Source organism: Endozoicomonas atrinae (assembly GCF_001647025.1).
In the GTDB taxonomy this organism is placed as follows: domain Bacteria; phylum Pseudomonadota; class Gammaproteobacteria; order Pseudomonadales; family Endozoicomonadaceae; genus Endozoicomonas; species Endozoicomonas atrinae.
Genome location: NZ_LUKQ02000109.1, coordinates 1 through 18,016, shown reverse-complemented (window position 1 = coordinate 18,016; position 18,016 = coordinate 1). Strand labels below are relative to the sequence as shown.

The window sequence follows — 18,016 nt, the reverse complement described above, 5'->3', positions numbered from 1 at the left end:
GCGTCATTCGTAAGGCGATCAAGAACCGGAAGATTTTTCGGACTGATGAGTCAGTCATGAAGGTAATCTATCTGGCCATGGAAAAAGCTTCCGAGAAATGGACCATGCCGATCAGGAACTGGAAAGCAGCCATGAACCGGTTTGAAATTATGTTTCCTGACCGGTTCAAGGAGTAATAGTTTTGGTGGCGTTTACACAGAATTATTTACAGGCTCTCACAAAGAGCACGAAGGAACACTTTTTTTCTTTGTGCTCTTTGTGCTCTTTGTGATCTCTGTGGTTCAAAAAGAATCCCGCCCCAGGGCCACGCTCCCATGAATCTGATTTTTCATCTGGATTACCCTCTGGTTACTGCTGCCACGCCAGGGCAGTGAAAGGTCTCTCTTATCCAGCTCAAAGCGCCCGTCAACCAACACATCGATGTGCTGCACAACGTCCTGTTGAGCTGTACTGAGTTCTTCCAGTGTGTAGCCAGTCCATAACCAGATATTTTTTTCCGGATATTCAGTTTTCACCCGCTCCACCAGCTTCAGCATACCGGAAAGGTTACCCGGAAACAGTGGGTCTCCACCGGAAAGCGACAGCCCATCCCGCTTGATACGGGCATCCCCCAGATCCGCAATGATCCGGTCTTCCATGGCCTGGTCAAACGGGGTTCCCTTGCCGGCATCCCAGGTCGTGGCGTTATGGCAGCCTTTGCAGAAATGCTCGCAACCGCTCACAAACAACGTACAGCGGGTGCCTTCGCCATTGACCACATCGATTGGATAGTATTGGAGATAGTTCATGCTCTTTTCTTTTCCATGGTGCCTGTTGGAGCAAAGAACAGGTGGTGATGAGGTGATGTTCTTTTGGTACCACAACACCCTAAGGGTATTGTGGTGACGTTCTTTAATACCTGACGATAACCCGTATCAGAGGTGCTTAACCCGACGAACTACTTCTTCCTGCTTACCTTTAATGAAAGGTCGGCTGTTAGGCTGGCCCAGGTAGCCACAGACGCGACGGGTTACGGACATTTTATCTGAATCCCGGTTCTTGCACTGCGGGCACTCAAAACCACGGCTGGTGGCGTTGAACTCACCTTCATAACCACAGCTGTAGCAGGAGTCATTCGGTGTATTGGTGCCGTAGTAGGGAACCTTGTCGTAGGTGTAGTCCCAAACGTTTTCCAGTGCCTTCAGGTTGTTGACCATGTTCGGGTATTCACCGTAGCAGATGAAGCCACCGCTGGCATGTTTAGGGTATACCTGCTCAAAGTCGATCTTGTCGTATGGGTTGACCTTCTTTTCCACATCCAGGTGGAAAGAGTTGGTGTAGTACCCTTTTTCAGTTACTCCTTCAATGACACCAAATTTCTTTCTGTCCAGTCGGCAGAAACGGTCACACAGACTTTCACTTGGGGTTGAGTAGAGGCTGAAGCCGTAGCCGGTCTCTTCTTTCCACTCATTTACCGCTGCACGCAGGGTTTCAACAATAGCAACGGCTTTCTGGCGAAGCTCCTCACTGTCATACAGATCACCAGTACCGTATAGAGCATTGATCGTCTCATGGATACCGATGTAGCCAAGGGAGATGGATGCACGACCATTTTTAAAGATTTCACTGATCTTGTCGTCTGGCTTCAGGCGAACACCACAGGCACCTTCTACGTAGAGAATAGGGGCTACCCGGGCATGAACATTATCCAGGCGCTGGATGCGGGTCATCAATGCTTCTTTGGCCAGCTGCAGACGCTGTTCCAGCAACTTATAGAAAGCCTCTTCACTGCCCTTGCTTTCAATCGCGATGCGAGGCAGGTTGAGTGAGACAACCCCCAGGTTGTTTCGGCCATCATGAATCTGCTTGCCATCTTCTTCATAAACGCCCAGGAATGAACGACAACCCATGGGGGTTTTGAAACTGCCGGTCACTTCAACCAGCTTGTCATAATTGAGAATGTCCGGGTACATCCGCTTGCTGGCACACTCCAGTGCCAGCTGTTTGATGTCGTAGTTCGGGTCTTCAGCGCTGAAGTTCACCCCTTTCTTGATGGCAAACACCAGCTTTGGAAAGACCGGCGTCTTGCAGTTTCTGCCCAGACCACGAATCCGGTTTTTCAGGATGGACTTTTGTACCAGGCGCTCTTCCCAGCTGGTTCCCAGGCCAAAACCAAAGGTGACAAACGGTGTCTGACCATTGGCAGTATGCAGGGTATTTACCTCATACTCTAAAGCCTGGTAAGCGTCGTAGCAGTCCTTCTCAGTCATTTCCATGGCGTATTCACGGGCTTTCTCTTCATCACCAATCCAGCGCATGCCCTGCTTGAGATGTTTGTCGAAGGTCTTGCGAACATAAGGTGCGTGAATACGGTCAATCTCGTTGATACTGGTGCCACCGTAGATATGGCTGGAAACCTGGGCAATAATCTGGGCGGTGATGGCTGCAGCCGTAGTGATCGACTTTGGTTTTTCAATTTCCGCATTACCCATACGGAAACCGTTGTTCATCATCCCTTCAATATCGATCAACATACAGTTGAACATGGGAAAAAAGGGCGCATAGTCCAGATCGTGGTAGTGAATCTCTCCCCGCTCATGAGCTGCGGTAATATGGGCAGGCAGAATATGTTGTTTGGCGTAGTGTTTGGCGACAACGCCAGCCAGTAAATCACGCTGTGTCGGGATAACCTGACTGTCTTTGTTCGCGTTTTCGTTCATGATCTCTTCATTATCCTGATTGATAATGCTGAGAATATCCCTGCCCATGGCATTACGGGACTCCCGCTCGATATCACGGGTCTGCCTGAACTCAATGTATTTGCGAGCCGCGTTGTGATACTCGCTGCTCATCAGCAGGTCTTCTACCTGGTTCTGAATATCGTAGATATCCACCGTTTCCTGACCAGCCACCGTATTGCCCACTTTTTTTGCGACATACTCAGCAAAGTCATTGTCTTTGATCTGAGCATCATTCAGGGCGCTGGCAACGGCTTTTACGATGCGCGGCGCATCAAAAGGCTGGCGTGAACCATCGCGTTTGATGATCTCAGTCATGGTGGGTCTCCGGGCAGATAGAGTAATTAGATATTGCGCCTTTCTGGGTGAAATATCTACAGGTAGTGGTGTGTTTGTTTGGTGAGCACTATATATAGTGTTTGTTGGCAGCTATGATCTACTAAAGTGATGTGTTCTGCAATATTGACAAAACGTAAATCTTCACGGGAAATCACGGTTTTTATTGGAAAGTCAGGAGTTACTGACAGGGAAAGTCATACATACTGTGTGGTTAAACAGCAAGGGACTGCTGGAAAAGCATTTTATAGGTATATACCGAGGTGGCTTGGTAGGCATTCATAAGTAGCTAACGGTATGGAGTTGTATCTCGCATAACACCTGCCCGGGTAGCCAGAAATATTCGATTCCACATAGCCAGCTACTTATTGATGGACACGGTTGATGATGAGATGATCTGCGCCTTTTTTAGTATCCGATGTGGAGATTGAGTTGAGCGCTAGTTCTGGAAAAGCATCCCTGGCCAATTGCGAGTTTGACCAGCAGCAGGAAAAAGTATTGTCTGCCTACCTGGCATCACGCCCTGCCGGGAAAAGTGGTCAGGTTATGACGCTGTCGGCCATCAAAGGCCTGATGTTTGCCATTGCCAACTCACCTGTTAATGTGCCGCCGGATCGCTGGATGACTCTTGCGCTGGCGACCAGAACACCAACGTTTGAATCGGCACAACAGGAAGACGATATCCGTCATATTCTGTTTAACCTGCTGGATAAAACCAGAAAGACCATCAGTGGTGGCTTTGAGGTACTTCCAGAAGAGTGCCGGGCTGAAGATGTGTATTCTTCAGAATTTTCCCGCCTTCAGGAATGGGCGATGGGTTATGGACAGGGTAGTGAACTGCTGATGGATGTCTGGACCCAGGTCCTGAAGCATCCCAAAGTTCAGCTTATGGAAGAATCCTGGTCCAGCTGCATGGTGCTTTTGAACGTCTGGAGTCGTGCAGACAGCCTTCTGGAAAAAGCCAAGAAGAAAGATGGCCCGGATGTGAATAAGATGCTCCAGGCAATGCCCGCGGTTGCCCGGGAAATGGCAGTGATGTGCCATGATATTCGTGAGATCTGGCAGAAGGCGCTGGAAAAACCGGCACCGGTCAAGGTGACTAAAGTTGGCCGCAATGATCCTTGCCCCTGCGGTAGTGGTAAAAAGCACAAGAAGTGCTGTGAAAAGGTTTAAAAGAGCCTATACCCAAAGGATTCAAGTTGCTACGCGGCGGCATAAGCGCGAAGCCCCGGGAACTTAGACAAACTAAGTGACTGGAGTGAGTGATTGCAGCCAACAAGTAGCAACTTGAAAGGCGACGGGTATATAACCACAAAGACACCAAGGCACAAAGTAGAGATATATTTATGGTAAGAACTCTGCTCTTGCCAGTCTTTTGCTCTCCTTTGTGTTCTTTGTGCCTTTGTGGTGCAAAAAAGTCTTCTATGCGCGTCCGTCTTCTCCTTCGCCCACTGTGCGCAGTCCGATTTCTGAGCGTTGAATGGTCACCCGCTCACTCGGCAGATCTGCTGGTGCTTTGTTATAAAAGTGAAGTTCCCGTTGCGGGAATGGAATGGTGATACCTTCTCGATCAAACCGGACTTTTACTTCACGGGTGATGTCCCAGTAGACATCCCAGTAGTCGTCCGTTTTTACCCAGGGACGAACCACAAAATCCACAGATGACTCGTTGAGAACATGCAGGCGAATAATATGCTCTGGTGTTTTCAGTATTTTTGGGTGGCTGCTGACAATCTCTTCAAGAATTCTTTCCACCAGTTCAACATTGTCTCCATAGGCAACCCCAAAGACCATATCGACCCGGCGGATACGTTCCGAGGTGATGTTCTTGATGGTTTCTCCCCAGATTTTGGCATTGGGCACCATAAAGACCTGGTTGTCGAAGGTGCGAATCGTGGTGTTTACCAGGCTCATCTTGCCCACTTTACCGGCAACACCGCCAGCCTCCACAAAGTCACCCACATCAAAGGGACGGTAGATCAGGATCATCATCCCGGAGGCAAAGTTGGACAGGGTGTCCTGCAGGGCAAAACCGATCACAATACCCGCAACCCCCAAACCAGTCAGTACCGGTGTTAAGTCCAGCCCTACCTGTGCCAGGGCAAACAGGAACCCGAAGATCACCACAAGGTTGCCTCCAACATTGATAAAGAACTCCTGAACCAATGTGCTGAAGCGAGCTTTCTTGTGAGTCACCGCCCGGGATATTCCCCGCCGCACCAGACGGGCTAACAGTATGGCTACTGCCATCAGGGCAGCAAACAGGAATAGGCGTGAAAGTATGCCGCCCATATTGGATTTGAACCAGTGAATCAGGTCGTCCCAGAGTCCGGCAATTACGGTACGCAGTGTCTCGAAGTTCACCACAGCTTCTGCCAGGTTACCGGTAGTCTTGAAAATCAGTTCATTGTACTGATCCACCGGCAGGCCCTGCTCTTCCATCATGAGCACTATCTGTTTCAGGTTGGCGACAGCACTGCGTACCAGGCGATCCTGAGTGGCTATTTTACTTTCCAGGGAGCTGCGGGCATCCGCAGGAAGGGACTTCAGCTCTGTCTGTAACAACTCTTTCTGGCGGGTATTATTGCGCAGATAAGTAGCCATGAACTCGGCATAGAGCGTTATCTCCTGGTCAAGCTCCTGTTGCGCGGCGGTGGTATCAACCTTCCAGCTTTTCAGTAAATTCAGGTTATCCAGCCGTTCATTCTGCAGCCAGTTTATATAGGCGTAGAAGTCATTAATGTTGAACAACACCAGTAACTGTTCATCGGCACTGGCCTTCTCATACTGTTCAAACAGTTGACGAAGGTCTGATGAGGCGGGAGCCAGTCGGGCTTCAAAAAAACGGTTTTCCGTGTTTATCACATCCTCACCCAGTCGAATGGCCTCTGGCGTATTAATGGCCTTAACCTGGTCAAGAAAACTGTTGGCCAGTCGAGTGGTGGTGCGAATGTCGGAAACGACCTGTTGTTGAATCAGGTCGCGGGTCATTTCGGATGTGGTTTTCTCCCAGTTGGCCTCCATCTGGACCACTCGCCTGCTGGTGGCTTCAATATCATTGATTACCGCAGCGTGAGTATCAATAAGTTCGGTTGGTGCTGGTGGCTGGCCAGCGGTGTTGTCGGCAAAGGTGTTGATGGAAAAAAACAGTAATATCCAGATAAGGTTTCTGAACATTGGGAGTCTCCGAAAGGAACATCAGTCTCTGTTCAATTTTAGGTGTAAAATCATGAAAATGAACAGAGATGAATTTAGTATTCCAATCATTTGAGTTTTGTTAGAAGTTAAAAACCAGACCAGTCGCAACAGTTGCAGACGTAGAATAAGGTAGGAACGTTTTTCGTCTATCAATATAGTTCAAGGTTGCGCCGACCCTAAATCCCAGGGAGTCGTTGAAATATGTAACCCATGAGGATGAAAGACTTGTTCCACTGGCATTTCGTTCATGCGACTGGTTTCCAATAAAATATTTACGGTTGCCAGAGTATTCGACCATACCTGCTTCCACCTGAATCGACATTTTTCGATTTTGCATCAGGTTGTGTTGTACGCCCAGTCTGTATGTCTTCAGCTTGTCTTGGTCAATGTGCAGAAAGTCAGCCGATGTATATGAATAGGACAGATAGATGGCTTCAAGGCCGAATGTATCTGCTATGCCTGCCTGAAGGCCAGCACCAGATAATCCAGCCCCAATATATGGACCAAACTTTACTTCGGGTGAGAGGTGAAAGGAGCTGGAATATGTAAAAGATGAACTTAATAATAAAGTTGCCAGTAACAGTTTTTTTTTCATTTCTAGTCCTTCTTGGCAGTAAAAATCCTGTTTTTATCTATTTGGTGTTCCCTGTGTTTATGCGCTTCTTGGATATTCGTTTTTATACTTTGCTTACTTTTTTTGGCGAAGTGCTTTATGGTCGGGAGCAACGACTTCAAATAGGAGTTTCTCCGGAGTAATGTACGTTTATTAACTCATTTTATATTGAGTAATAATGGTTACTTATATTTCTGCACGTTCATATAGTTATTTGGCGTATTTTTTCTCGAAAAATAGCTATTGTTGTAAGAGTTGAGTGGGTTTTGTGCTGCCTTCTTATTGATTATGAAGGTGAGCTTTATTCTTTCAATTCACTCTTGATAACGACATGGAACAGCTACCTGCATAGATTGGCGTGATTGTGAATGCACGATAACTGCTCTGATTTCACCCTGCCAGTTTTCAGGTTGCTGAAAACTGGCAGGGTGAAATCGATCTGTTCATTTCGATCTTTCTGGAATACCAAGATTAGCAGGATGGGAAGGTAAGTAGTTCGGGACATTTGAGATTGCATTTTGGGCAAAACATACTAGGTTTGTGCTGACTCGAAGGGCTTTGAGAAAGGAATGGTACTTTTGTACTTTGTTTTTACAATAGATAAATTATAAAGGGTTTAACAAATGATAACTGAAACGAATACTAACTATTCTATTGGTAGTGATTTAACCTGTGATATTGATTCATCCCGTGCTAACTCTGGTAGTTCTCAGATTCCCTCCCATGTCACACACAGGAACAGGGGAATTGAACATGCGACGCTTCCTCCATCAATGTTAAAAGAGATAACAGTAACACCTGAGCAAAATAAGGATTTTTTAAAGCGTTTTGACGAGCATAAAATGTATTGCGTTGAGTGTCATAGTAAGAAACTGCTTGAAACAGCACCTTCTCATTCACAAACCGACAGACTTGAGGAAAATCCTTTTCCTCAAGAGAGCCACAGCGTATCAAGAACTTAAATTGTCCGAATGACTCTGCAGGGATTTCCAACAGCAACGCTGTTGGCTGGAATATCTCTGTTCACCACGCTACCCGCACCGATTACACAGTTGTCGCCAATCGTAACACCCGGAAGAACGGATACATTACCGCCGATCCAGACATTACTGCCAATGGTGATGGGGGAGCCATACTCGGTTTTCTGGCGCTCAATCGGATCAATAGGGTGGGTACCGGTTGAGATCATGACATGAGGTGCAATAAGCACATTGTCCCCAATGGTGACTTTGCAGACGTCAACAATCGTCAGATTGTGGTTTGAGTAAAAGTTACTGCCTATCTCAATATTGTATCCATAATCACAAAAGAAGTTTGGCTCCATATGGGCCGTATCTTTGATAGATAACAGGTCTCTGAGAATAGCCATTCTGCCATCCAGGTCGGTTGGATCCGCCATGTTGAACCTGGCGCATAGACTTTTGGCCCGCATGCGGTCAGCCAGCAGCTCTGATTCCCAGGCATCATAAGGCATGCCTGCCAGCATTTTCTCTTTTTCAGACGTGTACAGCATGATCAGCCCGCATTTAGTTGTAACTCAGTGGATGGTTTCTCTGCAGAAGCTTCGGACAGACTCTGGACACTCAACAGGAATATCCGCTGTGGATCCAGGCCTCCCTCATCCATCAGATAATCCTTGATCTCCCGGGCACGATCTATTGCCAGTTGTCGCATGGCGTTTTCGTTAAATGGCCATTGTGCCAGTAGATGCTGGGTAATGGTGTCCGCATTAGCCCGTTCAATATTCAGTTCACTGCTTTCACTGGTCATCATTGTGCCTGCAATGTTTTGCAGCAGACGCAGGCGAGTCTCTTCATCCATGGTGGACAGGATAAGCTTTTCAGGAATCGGCTTTTTCTGCGCCTTAAGCTCTTTTATCCACAGTTGAGACAGCTCACTCTCCAGAAGTGATTTGACGACCAGAGGCCAGTCCGAATCCTTTGCTGTTTTGCCAGTAACTTCCAGTTGCAATCCCGGTCTGTCACGCAGTGCTTTGGCCAGTTTGTCCAGAGATTCAACTTGTTCTGAACGGTTGATGGAAAACTGCCCCGGTTCGAAGGTGACGAATTGCATCTCTTCAGCACTCCCGCCAACGAGGGAGGCGAGAAGATCAAAAGGGGCGGAAATAATATTGGTGATCAGATTGACCAGGGCCATGCGAATAACGGGGCCCAGTTCAAATTCCGGATTTTCCAGATCACCGGAGATCGGGAGCGTGATATCTATCTGTCCGTTGCGGTCTTTGAGCAGCGCCAGTGCCATTCTAATTGGCAGATCTACCGCTTCATTACTATCGACCCTGCTGCCCAGTATCAGTTTATCCAGCAGCATCTGGTTGGTAGCGGAAAGCTGGTGGTTTTTGATCTGGTAGTTTAAATCCAGGTGGAGCCTGCCCTTTTGGATGCTGTAGCCGGCAAAACGACCGGAATAAGGCGTTAGAGTAGTCAGTTCAACATTGGTAAACGACATTGACAGGTCAGTCATGTTCAGCGGGGAAGACGGGTTGAGAGCACCTTTTATGGTAACTGGGGCATAGCGATCGACCCGACCATCGATTTTAATCGTAGCGGGTTTTTTACTGCGGGTATCGAAGCCATCAATTTCACCATTCAGGTTAACAATCGGGGTTGCAAAACCCGGTTGGAAGGAGCGATCCGAAAAGTCCATGGCTCCATTTTCAATAGCCAGCCGGTTGATGGCCAGACTGAAGTCAGGCGTTTCTGTTCCGGTAGCAGTGGTTGTGTCTACCTCTTCTTGTTCACTGCTAATTGTATTTTCAATCGGTTTAACCAGGCTGGCCAGATTGACCTGCAGCTTTTCATCCACGGCAATGACAACCGATGGCGCAGCCAGAAGTAACTGGCCAACCTCCAGTCGATTGTCTGTCTGCTGGTAACTGAGCTTACTCAATTGAAGCTGCAGCCACTGGGCAACGGTTTCCTGAGTTCTGCTATCGTCCAGTTGCAGCTGGTTGATAGTGACATCACTGGTAAGCTGTACGCCTGATTCCGCCTGCCAGTTTATGTCTGTTCTGGTATCCAGAAGGCCGCTGGTCAAATCAACATAGGTAAAACGGTTAATAATGGGCTGGAAATCAGTCAGGTTGATGTTGTTCAGTGAAATGGATGCAGAAGCTGATGCTTCCGTAGGGATACCAGATAGTGCCAGATCGACTTTGCTGTTTACGGTAGCTTCACCATTTAATTGGGTGCTGAAATTAACGATTGAGTTTGTTTGGGGCCAGCCAAGGGACTGTCCTTGAATATTGATCTGGTCAAGTTGTAATGAAAACGGCGAATGATTATCAGTGAACTGGTAGTCAGTGAATCCAAACCTGCCATTTTCAATAGCAATCTGATTGACTGTGAATTGCAAAGAAGAAGCTGAGGCTTCCTGCTCTGTTTCGGTCGATGTGGGCTGTTCAGGGAACTCTTTCAGTAAACTTGCAAAGTTGTTCTGCCCATTTTCCGTTAAGGTGAAATCACTCTCTGGATTGTTGATCCGTATTTTATCCAGTGTCAGCTGTCGAATATTATTCTCGTTAAACAGTGCTTTTTGCAGGTCTTTCCATGAAAGATCAATGTCGGCGGAAGACAGCTTTATTGTGTCTCTGACATCAACAGCAATCAGGGATAGCTTGAGTGTCAGCGGGTTAAAGTAAACCGCACCCAGCTTCAGTTCTCTGGCAAGAAAATGGTTACCGGCCAGAACAATGCCTGCATGTATCAGTGGTGGCACAACAACAAAACCGATAATCGTGTACGCGGCCACTGCATTAATAATGTATGAAACCAGTTTCCTGATCATGGTCTGAGTCACATATAAAAATTCAGGGTGGCCAGTCCCTCTTCCTTTTCAAAGACAAGATGGATGGCAGATAAAACAGGAGAGTTTGGACGATAGGTCAAACCTGCCTGATGATATCAGGCAGCGGGAGGGATTGGTATTGCAAAAAAAACGAAACGTCAACAGACCTTAGAGGTTACTTCCGGTCAAGTTTGAAAACATGCTCGGTAATCACTTTCAACCCCTGAGCCTGTTTTCGTGGTGAGGGCTTGGTATCCCGTGTTTCGATCAGGTCAATTTCGAAATATTCACCGTAAAGCGCTTTCACTCGATCTGGTGGGATGCTGAATGGCGGCGCTGCTGCGGCAACGTCATCGTATTCAACAGTAACCAGTAGAATTTGTTCAATATCGGGTGCGATACGCAGGAGGTGTTCTACATAGGCTTCCTGCATGTCGGGGGGAAGAGCCACCAGGGCTGCCCGGTCATAAACAAATCTGGCCGGGATACTCTCTTCTGCCAGAGTAAAAAAGTCTCCCTGGATGATGGCCATACGCTCACTTGACCAGTACTCGTGTTCACCCGCCTCATGTTTCGAGTGATTGAGGTTCTGTTCCGTGAAGAACGCTTCCACAGCAATCTCACTCAACTCTGAGCCGAGGACAAAGTGCCCCTGTCTGTGCAGTTCAATCATATCCAGGCTTTTACCGCACAGAGGAACGAACACCATGTCCTTTGGGACTGCACGTATCTTGGGCCAGTGTTTAACCAGCATGGGGTTGGTCTGATCAAGATGGAAGCCAATGTTATTGTTCTCCCAATGAGACCGCCAGTTAATATCGTCCATTGCTATTGATATCCCGTTATCATGATAGGACACTGATTCAGATGCTTTTGTATTACAAATAACAACAATACCGGCTGTCAGTAGGAAGATAAATAGCTGCGTGTATTTCATGGCAGCTTTACTCTCTGAAGTCGTGCATACAAGGTAGCAGAATGCAGCTGATTCTGATTGAAGGGACGCACGGAACCGGCAAGTCAACGCTGGGCAAGGCTCTGGCTAAGAAGCTTGAGTCTATCGGTAAGGTGGTTTCACTGTACGATGAATATGATCGGTCGAACCCTGTTGATACCTGGGCCATCAATATGATGCGCAAGAGCCTTTTTGAGCAAAGGGCTTACCTGTCCGGTGAAAATGTATTTTTGCAGCATTTACATGACCCGACCGTAGATACTTCCGGCCAGTGGATGATGTTGAGTGAACAGTTGATTGAAGCTCCTGAGCAGGTTGTCATTTTTGTGGGTAAATTCTGGCAGAACTGTGTGATGCCGTGGTTCTTTCACAATATCCCGGTTGCTCAAATCCTGGCTCATCATCAGAAACTTTGTGAGTCAGTCATGGCAGCTAAACCTCTACTGGTTTTTCTTTCCTGCAGCGATACGACAGAGGGGCATAAACCACTGGTTGATCGTGGTGAACTGTTATCACCCATGCTGTTAAGCCTCTATGGCTCATCATTCTGGTCACGTAAACATGCACCTGAGGGAACAGTACAGGATAAAGGGAGGTTGTACTTACAGGCATGGCAAGCCGTGTTGAACCAGCTTTACCAGGATATTCCTTTTTCCCGACTGGAATATCCTGATGCATGGAAGCACTGGTCAGACAATGACGAGTATCAGGAAAAGATACTTTCTGAAATAACAGGGCTGATTAAAGAGTAAGGAACAAACCGGCTTAAGCTGCCGGTTGGTAAATGATGGTTTGCTGCAGCTGAGATTCAAAATGATCCCAGTCCATCGGTGAACTGCTAATAATTTCCAGCCGGCTGTCTGGGCTTTCTTCCATTTCAATAATACTGACAACCCCATCCTGCATATTAAACCCTCTTACGCCCTGATCGGTTTTTGCAACTGCCTTCAGGCGCTGAGCAGTCTGAGCGTGGATCAATGAGAACAGACGGTCAAATGAGAATGATGCACTTTCAGAAAACAGCCAGCCGCAGCTGAAATGATTCTGGCCTTTGTTCTCCTTGCGGAGAAACAGCTGGCCTTCAGGCAGTTTGAGCTCAACGGGTTCAGTGGTTTTGTCTTGCTGAGGGCTTTTGTGAGCATGATGGGCTTTAGGGTTAATGGCTACACGATCACTGTGGGGAAGGTCCAGCCATTCTACCGATAACTCACCCTGCTTGACCCAGGCAGTGACCGGGTGTGGCTCGGGGAGTTGCTTTGCAAACTGCTCAAAACGTTTTCGGTCATCTTCGCAGGATAAGTCCGTTTTGTTGGCAACCAGCACATCGGCCAGGTGAATCTGATCCCGGAAATTGTCATTCTCAAGGTATCGGTCATCTTCAAGGTTTCGTGGATCCAGAAGGCAGATACTGGCTTCCAGACTCAGAATCTCCTGATAATAATCGCCTTGGAGTGTGTTAATAATTTCCTGTGGATGCCCCAATCCTGTAGGTTCAATCAGTAGCCGGTCCGGTTTGCTGCGGGCAATCAGCATATTGAGACCAATCTGCATGGGCAGCCCTGCCACGCAGCACATACAGCCACCGGGCACTTCGCGTACTACCACATCATTTCGTGCTGAGGATCCCTGTAGAAGAGCACCATCAATACCAACTTCACCAAACTCATTCACAAGAACAGCCCAGGTTTCATCTTCGGGTTTGTGTTTCAGGAGGTGGAGAATAGCGGTGGTTTTACCGGATCCCAGAAACCCCGTGATCAAATTGGTTGGAATCTTTTTCTTCATTTCAAATACTGGCCTGAACTAATTTAAAGTACTTATGTCTAGTTTATAAGGTATGTAACACCAAGTGGTATATTTTAAGATAATTTTACCGAGGTTGTGTGAATGAATGTAGAGTCAACACCTTCAGTTTTAGTAAATTACAATAATAATACTCAGTTGCCTGTTGATTATTCAAAGCTTCAGGTGGAGAGCTTTGTGCTTTTTGCTCAAATGAAGTGCAGCCGGTGTCCAGAACCTTCTTTTTATGAGCAGATGATTCAAAGTACCTGCTGTGATTCTTTTGTGTGTGGAAACTGCTATAAAGATGCACTTTTCAACGGAAAAATTAAAGTATGCGATTGTGACCAAAGTGTGAAAATAAAAGGTGGTTTTGGTGACTATATTTTTGGTGACTATATTAAAGTCAGGAATCTCCGTGAAAATTTATGGAACTTGATCCGTGTTGATTGTCCAGTCCCCGAATGTAGGGAGTCTATTGGTCTGGACAAGGCTGAACAGCACCTGAAAATGGTGCATCAGGGGGGGCATCGTGAAATATCTGATCATGATCAAGAAAAACTGAAAACTCATTGTCGGGTGGTGAGAGCTTTAGAGAATGATCAGGTCGAACGCAGTCATGTTGAAAGTGCGTTTACAGGATCATTAAACGAATTTATTCGGCGTACAGACTGGCATAGTCCTGACTATATGATGAAGTTGAATGGGGTGCGATATTCAAAAACTGAAGTTTTTTTTCATTCCCTGAATTATGTCGGTTATGAGGAACTTGGTGGAAGTAATATGTTCGATAATATATTCAATGCCCAGGATAAAGTAATGGACTTATATAAAGGGCAACCAGTGGAGTTTTTAGTTCGAGATGTTTTTTATGCATATATAAAAATTGGTCATAATGATTGCGCCGAAAGGTTTAAATCCATGTGTGGTGTTACAGAGATGCTTCCACCTGCTGAAGAAAAACAAGTCTCTAAAGAACAAACCTCTAAAGAACAAACCTCAAGTAGCTTTGTTCCGAAGTATATTGCTGATTGGGGTAATTATCTTAAGCAGTCTTTTGATTGGCTAATGAGATAATTATTTCAAAGGCTGTGTTAAAAATACAGGCTCGATACAGAATAAATTCGAGCCTGAGTTGACAAAAATTATCAATGTTTCTTCCGTGCATCCCGAATAATATATCCGGCAACACCACCCGCAACGATAACTGTTGCCAATACGACCAGAACACCAGCAATGACCACTGTGTCGAGATACATAATCCATTCCTTTTTGTTGGTTGTTTATGAAAGATCTGTATCACATCAGGTTAAGGGGTATCCGGAAAAAATGATTGATGCAGATCAATCAGGCGGGCTTCAGGAAGCCTGCCTGATAATCTCAGCTGCTGCATTGGCGAGCACTTCACATCCAGTGACCAGATCTTCTTCGCTGGTGTCTTCATCAAAACTGTGGCTGATTCCTCCAATACTGGGAACCAGCAGCATTCCTGACGGCATGATATGAGAAAAAAGTCCTGTGTCGTGTATTGCACCGCTGGACATGACCTGCCAGTGATTTGGGCAGTGCTGTTGGGCTATATGACAAAGCACTTCCTGCACTTTCCCATCCAGACGAACAGGAGCGATATCTGTTTCTTTTTCAATCTGTATATCAACTTTAAGATCCTTCTGCAGGGCTTTTGCCATTTGCCATAGTGCCTGCTCCATCCGATCCAGCTGAGCGGGTGAAGGGTCTCTGAATTGAAGGGTCATTGTGGCTTTTCCAGGAATAACCGATAGAACGCCCGGATCAAATTCCGCATGCCCAATGGTCCAGACCGATTGTTTCGTCCCTGTCTGACGGAATCGGCGATTGAGAATGGTGGCAAACTCCATCATGGCCATACCGGCATCCCGTCGCATGGCCATTGGAGTGGAACCAGCATGGTTGCTCTCACCAAAGAAAGAAATTTCAAATTCACGACAGCCGGATATCTGGTTAACAATCCCAATCTGCTTTTGCGAGATATCCAGTCTTGGCCCCTGTTCAATATGAGTGCTCAGGTAGGCAAGGTAGCGTTCGGGGTCATATTGTTCGCTGATGCCATTGAGGCCCGAAGCATTTAAGGCATCCTTTAACCGGAGCCCATCAGCACGAATGGCTGTGTTAATAACCTGTGGAGGTAACTGACCAAGAAACCCCTTGCAGCCAAGAAAGTCGTGGAATGTGTTTTCTTCGTCAGCCCAGGATGCAATGTCCACGGACATATGGCAGGTATCCGGATTCTCTGCAAGGGACCGATAAACCTCAAGAGCGCAGATAACACCATAAGCACCATCCAGCCAGCCCCCAATGGGTTGAGTGTCAGTGTGAGAACCCATCAATAAGGTTCTGGAAGACTTTCCGGAATAACCGATCACATTGCCAAGGCCATCGATCTGGGCATCCAGCCCGGAACTGGTCATTTGTTCCTGTAACCACTGTCTCGACTCCATATCCGCCCGAGAGTACATTTGACGAATAACACCGGTCTTGTACTGGCCGAATTTCCTGAGTTCATAGAGGTCATTCAGCAGACGGTCTGGATTAATGGATACTGACTTCATTGTTTTTATACCGCCCTGACTGAAAAAGACCCTGGGGAAATGTATGACAGTTCGACGCACTCAGCGACATTCTATGCTGGCAGAATTTGCAGGTGTTGAGTTGGGTCAATGGAGAGAGAGGTGACGGGGGAATACAGGTGAAGCAGCAGGCGAAATGTTGCCTGCTGCAGGAGGCGAATTACAAGGTATCAGACTGAAGAGTCTGCTGACTGCAGCCAAAGATATTTCGGTAGAGTATTCCAAAGGCAATCGTGGACATGGGGACCGTCCAGATCAGTCCGAGGCCGAGTGGAATCATGGCGATGGCATTGATCAGAATAATCAGCAGAGTGAGCCCGAAGACCGAGAACCAGCGCTTGGTAACGGCTTTTCGGGAGGTCTCCAATGCTTCCCAGATCCCCATCTTCTTGTCTGCCACTAGGGGGATGGCCAGCATATAGGCAATAGAAAGGTAGATGCCGGGGATAATCAGCAGTACGAAGCCGATCAGAATAAGAATCGACATCAGCAGGTATAAGCCAAACAGCGGCAGGGTAACATTGAAGTAGTCAAGAACCTGGCCTGCCCGGATAGGGGCGTTGACCGAACGCCGAAGGCCTATCATATATACACCTGCCCACAGTGGTGTGGTAATGGCCATCATGGCCAGTTGAATAATGATCTCTAGAAATACACCTTCAGGCACAATGAGGGCAGGGATAGCTGCTGCTATGGCCAGCAATATAACAATGCCAAAATAGATAGCCATGGCCAAATGGATTGTCCACTTTGCGCCACCGGTTTTATCCCAGGCTTCGCTGAGAATGCTCCCGATAGAGACCTGGTAGTTCCCGGATCGTGCTTTTTCTATTGATCCCCTCTCCTCCAGTGGGGGTTCAGGAGGTTGATTTTCACCGGTGGATGACATGTGCACTCCTTATACATTTATTATGGTGGGGCAATAAATAATTACTAGCTCCCTATCAGACAATGAATGGATGATTTATTCAATAGTTCCTTTAGATTTTCACTGCTGGCTGTTCATTCTTAATAAAAGAACGTATTGATGGAATTGATAATATATCGTGGCTCTTTGATATCTGTCTGAATTTGTCAGGTAGCTAACCTGATAGATTCAAAATATTGCTTGCTCCTTGTTCATAGGCTCTCATCAGCTGATCCTTGGTTGTACCCGGTCAAGTAGACAGGAGAAATGTGTTCATATGGCATCTACTTCATAAGTAGAGCTTTAAATTCACCTCTATTTAATAAGAGGTGGTTACTTTCAATGGCTGATTGACTGCAACCAAATGATATAAACGTTCATTCCTCCACCCTGTCTCAGACGTGCAAATTGATGTGATTCCATTTTGAGTTTTTAACCGCAAGGGTATTAGCCCAGAAAGCCCCGACAGTTGCAGGAGAAATGTCTCCACTGCTTCCAATAAATTCCTTGTACCCTTCAAGGGCTCCACGATAAGCTTCAGCAACGGCTGCACCAAGGCATAGTCGACATAAAGCGAGGGAGTCCTGTTTTTCACCAAAGGCCCTGTCCCATAGCGTATCGACACTGTCATGACTTGACTCTGGATGGAGATTTGAAGTCATTGCATGTCTATCCATTAACCCTTTTAAGCTACGGATTTTAGCTTTCCTGGCTTCAGTGTCCATGCTCATGAGTTTACGTGCGTTTTCTACCGTTCTGTCGGAGAGTTCACACAGAAGTGGAGTCGCTGCATATGACGTTTTATAAAATTTATACAATGCTTCAGGAGTATGGTCAGGGGATTGAAAGGTTTCCATTAATGCCACTGGCCATCCAGAATGAGCCTGTAAATAATTCTGTGTAAACGCCACCAAAACTATTACTCCTTGAACCGGTCAGGAAACATAATTTCAAACCGGTTCATGGCTGCTTTCCAGTTCCTGATCGGCATGGTCCATTTCTCGGAAGCTTTTTCCATGGCCAGATAGATTACCTTCATGACTGACTCATCAGTCCGAAAAATCTTCCGGTTCTTGATCGCCTTACGAATGACGC

Annotated in this window: 16 protein-coding genes and 2 pseudogenes; 5 read left to right on the top strand and 13 right to left on the bottom strand. The window is 46.8% G+C overall.

The features are described 5' to 3' along the window. Positions 1–176: pseudogene (locus tag AK963_RS35415) on the top strand (IS256 family transposase); the annotation flags it as partial. Positions 177–281: 105 nt separating this feature from the next. Here the strand turns inward: AK963_RS35415 and nrdG are convergent. Both nrdG and nrdD read right to left on the bottom strand, forming a co-directional pair. Beyond that, positions 282–788: an anaerobic ribonucleoside-triphosphate reductase-activating protein gene (gene nrdG / locus AK963_RS15540; protein WP_066016360.1), complete on the bottom strand. Its 507-nt coding sequence runs from the start codon at positions 786–788 to the stop codon at positions 282–284. 126 nt (positions 789–914) lie between these two features. Then, positions 915–3,035 (bottom strand): anaerobic ribonucleoside-triphosphate reductase, encoded by a 2,121-nt coding sequence (gene nrdD, locus AK963_RS15535; RefSeq protein WP_066016359.1) that lies wholly within the window; start codon positions 3,033–3,035, stop codon positions 915–917. Between the two features lie 450 nt (positions 3,036–3,485). Between nrdD and AK963_RS35410 the strand changes: the two genes are divergently transcribed. Continuing rightward, the gene (locus tag AK963_RS35410) at positions 3,486–4,226 is read left to right on the top strand and encodes a UPF0149 family protein (RefSeq protein WP_139117439.1); all 741 of its coding nucleotides are present in this window, start codon (positions 3,486–3,488) and stop codon (positions 4,224–4,226) included. Between the two features lie 249 nt (positions 4,227–4,475). On the opposite strand, the gene AK963_RS15525 is transcribed toward AK963_RS35410, so the two are convergent. Further along, positions 4,476–6,230 carry a mechanosensitive ion channel family protein gene (locus AK963_RS15525; protein ID WP_066016357.1) on the bottom strand — a complete coding sequence of 585 codons (1,755 nt, stop codon included), beginning with the start codon at positions 6,228–6,230 and terminating at the stop codon, positions 4,476–4,478. Positions 6,231–6,330: 100 nt separating this feature from the next. Continuing rightward, positions 6,331–6,846, bottom strand: coding sequence for a hypothetical protein (locus AK963_RS15520; RefSeq protein ID WP_066016356.1), 516 nt, complete (start codon positions 6,844–6,846; stop codon positions 6,331–6,333). A gap of 641 nt (positions 6,847–7,487) precedes the next feature. Between AK963_RS15520 and AK963_RS32090 the strand changes: the two genes are divergently transcribed. Next, positions 7,488–7,826 (top strand): hypothetical protein, encoded by a 339-nt coding sequence (locus AK963_RS32090; RefSeq protein ID WP_139117438.1) that lies wholly within the window; start codon positions 7,488–7,490, stop codon positions 7,824–7,826. Here the strand turns inward: AK963_RS32090 and AK963_RS15510 are convergent. The 3 genes from AK963_RS15510 to AK963_RS15500 form a co-directional block, all read right to left on the bottom strand. Further along, positions 7,823–8,377: a sugar O-acetyltransferase gene (locus tag AK963_RS15510; protein ID WP_066016354.1), complete on the bottom strand. Its 555-nt coding sequence runs from the start codon at positions 8,375–8,377 to the stop codon at positions 7,823–7,825. The genes AK963_RS32090 and AK963_RS15510 overlap by 4 nt on opposite strands. A gap of 2 nt (positions 8,378–8,379) precedes the next feature. Further along, on the bottom strand, positions 8,380–10,683 hold the full coding sequence (locus AK963_RS15505; RefSeq protein WP_066016353.1) for a DUF748 domain-containing protein: 2,304 nt from the start codon (positions 10,681–10,683) through the stop codon (positions 8,380–8,382). 163 nt (positions 10,684–10,846) lie between these two features. Continuing rightward, complete coding sequence (locus AK963_RS15500; RefSeq protein ID WP_066016361.1) at positions 10,847–11,497, bottom strand: thiopurine S-methyltransferase; 651 nt, start codon at positions 11,495–11,497, stop codon at positions 10,847–10,849. A gap of 152 nt (positions 11,498–11,649) precedes the next feature. Between AK963_RS15500 and AK963_RS15495 the strand changes: the two genes are divergently transcribed. Further along, positions 11,650–12,378: an AAA family ATPase gene (locus AK963_RS15495; protein ID WP_066016352.1), complete on the top strand. Its 729-nt coding sequence runs from the start codon at positions 11,650–11,652 to the stop codon at positions 12,376–12,378. A gap of 13 nt (positions 12,379–12,391) precedes the next feature. On the opposite strand, the gene AK963_RS15490 is transcribed toward AK963_RS15495, so the two are convergent. Beyond that, positions 12,392–13,411: a CobW family GTP-binding protein gene (locus AK963_RS15490; protein WP_066016351.1), complete on the bottom strand. Its 1,020-nt coding sequence runs from the start codon at positions 13,409–13,411 to the stop codon at positions 12,392–12,394. Between the two features lie 102 nt (positions 13,412–13,513). Between AK963_RS15490 and AK963_RS15485 the strand changes: the two genes are divergently transcribed. Beyond that, on the top strand, positions 13,514–14,485 hold the full coding sequence (locus tag AK963_RS15485) for a hypothetical protein (protein ID WP_066016350.1): 972 nt from the start codon (positions 13,514–13,516) through the stop codon (positions 14,483–14,485). A 71-nt stretch (positions 14,486–14,556) separates the two neighbouring features. On the opposite strand, the gene ccoM is transcribed toward AK963_RS15485, so the two are convergent. The 5 genes and pseudogenes from ccoM to AK963_RS32085 form a co-directional block, all read right to left on the bottom strand. Further along, positions 14,557–14,667 (bottom strand): cytochrome c oxidase subunit CcoM, encoded by a 111-nt coding sequence (gene ccoM / locus AK963_RS36775; protein WP_338011552.1) that lies wholly within the window; start codon positions 14,665–14,667, stop codon positions 14,557–14,559. A 99-nt stretch (positions 14,668–14,766) separates the two neighbouring features. Then, positions 14,767–15,996 carry a hydantoinase/carbamoylase family amidase gene (locus tag AK963_RS15480; protein ID WP_066016349.1) on the bottom strand — a complete coding sequence of 410 codons (1,230 nt, stop codon included), beginning with the start codon at positions 15,994–15,996 and terminating at the stop codon, positions 14,767–14,769. 178 nt (positions 15,997–16,174) lie between these two features. Further along, positions 16,175–16,903, bottom strand: coding sequence for a DUF975 family protein (locus AK963_RS15475; protein ID WP_066016348.1), 729 nt, complete (start codon positions 16,901–16,903; stop codon positions 16,175–16,177). 413 nt (positions 16,904–17,316) lie between these two features. After that, on the bottom strand, positions 17,317–17,787 hold the full coding sequence (locus tag AK963_RS15470) for a hypothetical protein (RefSeq protein WP_139117437.1): 471 nt from the start codon (positions 17,785–17,787) through the stop codon (positions 17,317–17,319). 53 nt (positions 17,788–17,840) lie between these two features. Next, positions 17,841–18,016, bottom strand: a pseudogene (locus AK963_RS32085) (IS256 family transposase); the annotation flags it as partial.

Bases quoted from the DNA above. Each gene is read 5' to 3' on its own strand.
- AK963_RS15510 (WP_066016354.1), bottom strand. From the start codon at position 8,377: ATGCTGTACACGTCTGAAAAAGAGAAAATGCTGGCAGGCATGCCTTAT.
- AK963_RS32090 (WP_139117438.1), top strand. From the start codon at position 7,488: ATGATAACTGAAACGAATACTAACTATTCTATTGGTAGTGATTTAACC.
- nrdG (WP_066016360.1), bottom strand. From the start codon at position 788: ATGAACTATCTCCAATACTATCCAATCGATGTGGTCAATGGCGAAGGC.
- AK963_RS15480 (WP_066016349.1), bottom strand. From the start codon at position 15,996: ATGAAGTCAGTATCCATTAATCCAGACCGTCTGCTGAATGACCTCTAT.
- AK963_RS15495 (WP_066016352.1), top strand. From the start codon at position 11,650: ATGCAGCTGATTCTGATTGAAGGGACGCACGGAACCGGCAAGTCAACG.
- ccoM (WP_338011552.1), bottom strand. From the start codon at position 14,667: ATGTATCTCGACACAGTGGTCATTGCTGGTGTTCTGGTCGTATTGGCA.
- AK963_RS15525 (WP_066016357.1), bottom strand. From the start codon at position 6,230: ATGTTCAGAAACCTTATCTGGATATTACTGTTTTTTTCCATCAACACC.
- AK963_RS15475 (WP_066016348.1), bottom strand. From the start codon at position 16,903: ATGTCATCCACCGGTGAAAATCAACCTCCTGAACCCCCACTGGAGGAG.
- AK963_RS15520 (WP_066016356.1), bottom strand. From the start codon at position 6,846: ATGAAAAAAAAACTGTTACTGGCAACTTTATTATTAAGTTCATCTTTT.
- AK963_RS15500 (WP_066016361.1), bottom strand. From the start codon at position 11,497: ATGGACGATATTAACTGGCGGTCTCATTGGGAGAACAATAACATTGGC.
- nrdD (WP_066016359.1), bottom strand. From the start codon at position 3,035: ATGACTGAGATCATCAAACGCGATGGTTCACGCCAGCCTTTTGATGCG.
- AK963_RS15490 (WP_066016351.1), bottom strand. From the start codon at position 13,411: ATGAAGAAAAAGATTCCAACCAATTTGATCACGGGGTTTCTGGGATCC.
- AK963_RS15485 (WP_066016350.1), top strand. From the start codon at position 13,514: ATGAATGTAGAGTCAACACCTTCAGTTTTAGTAAATTACAATAATAAT.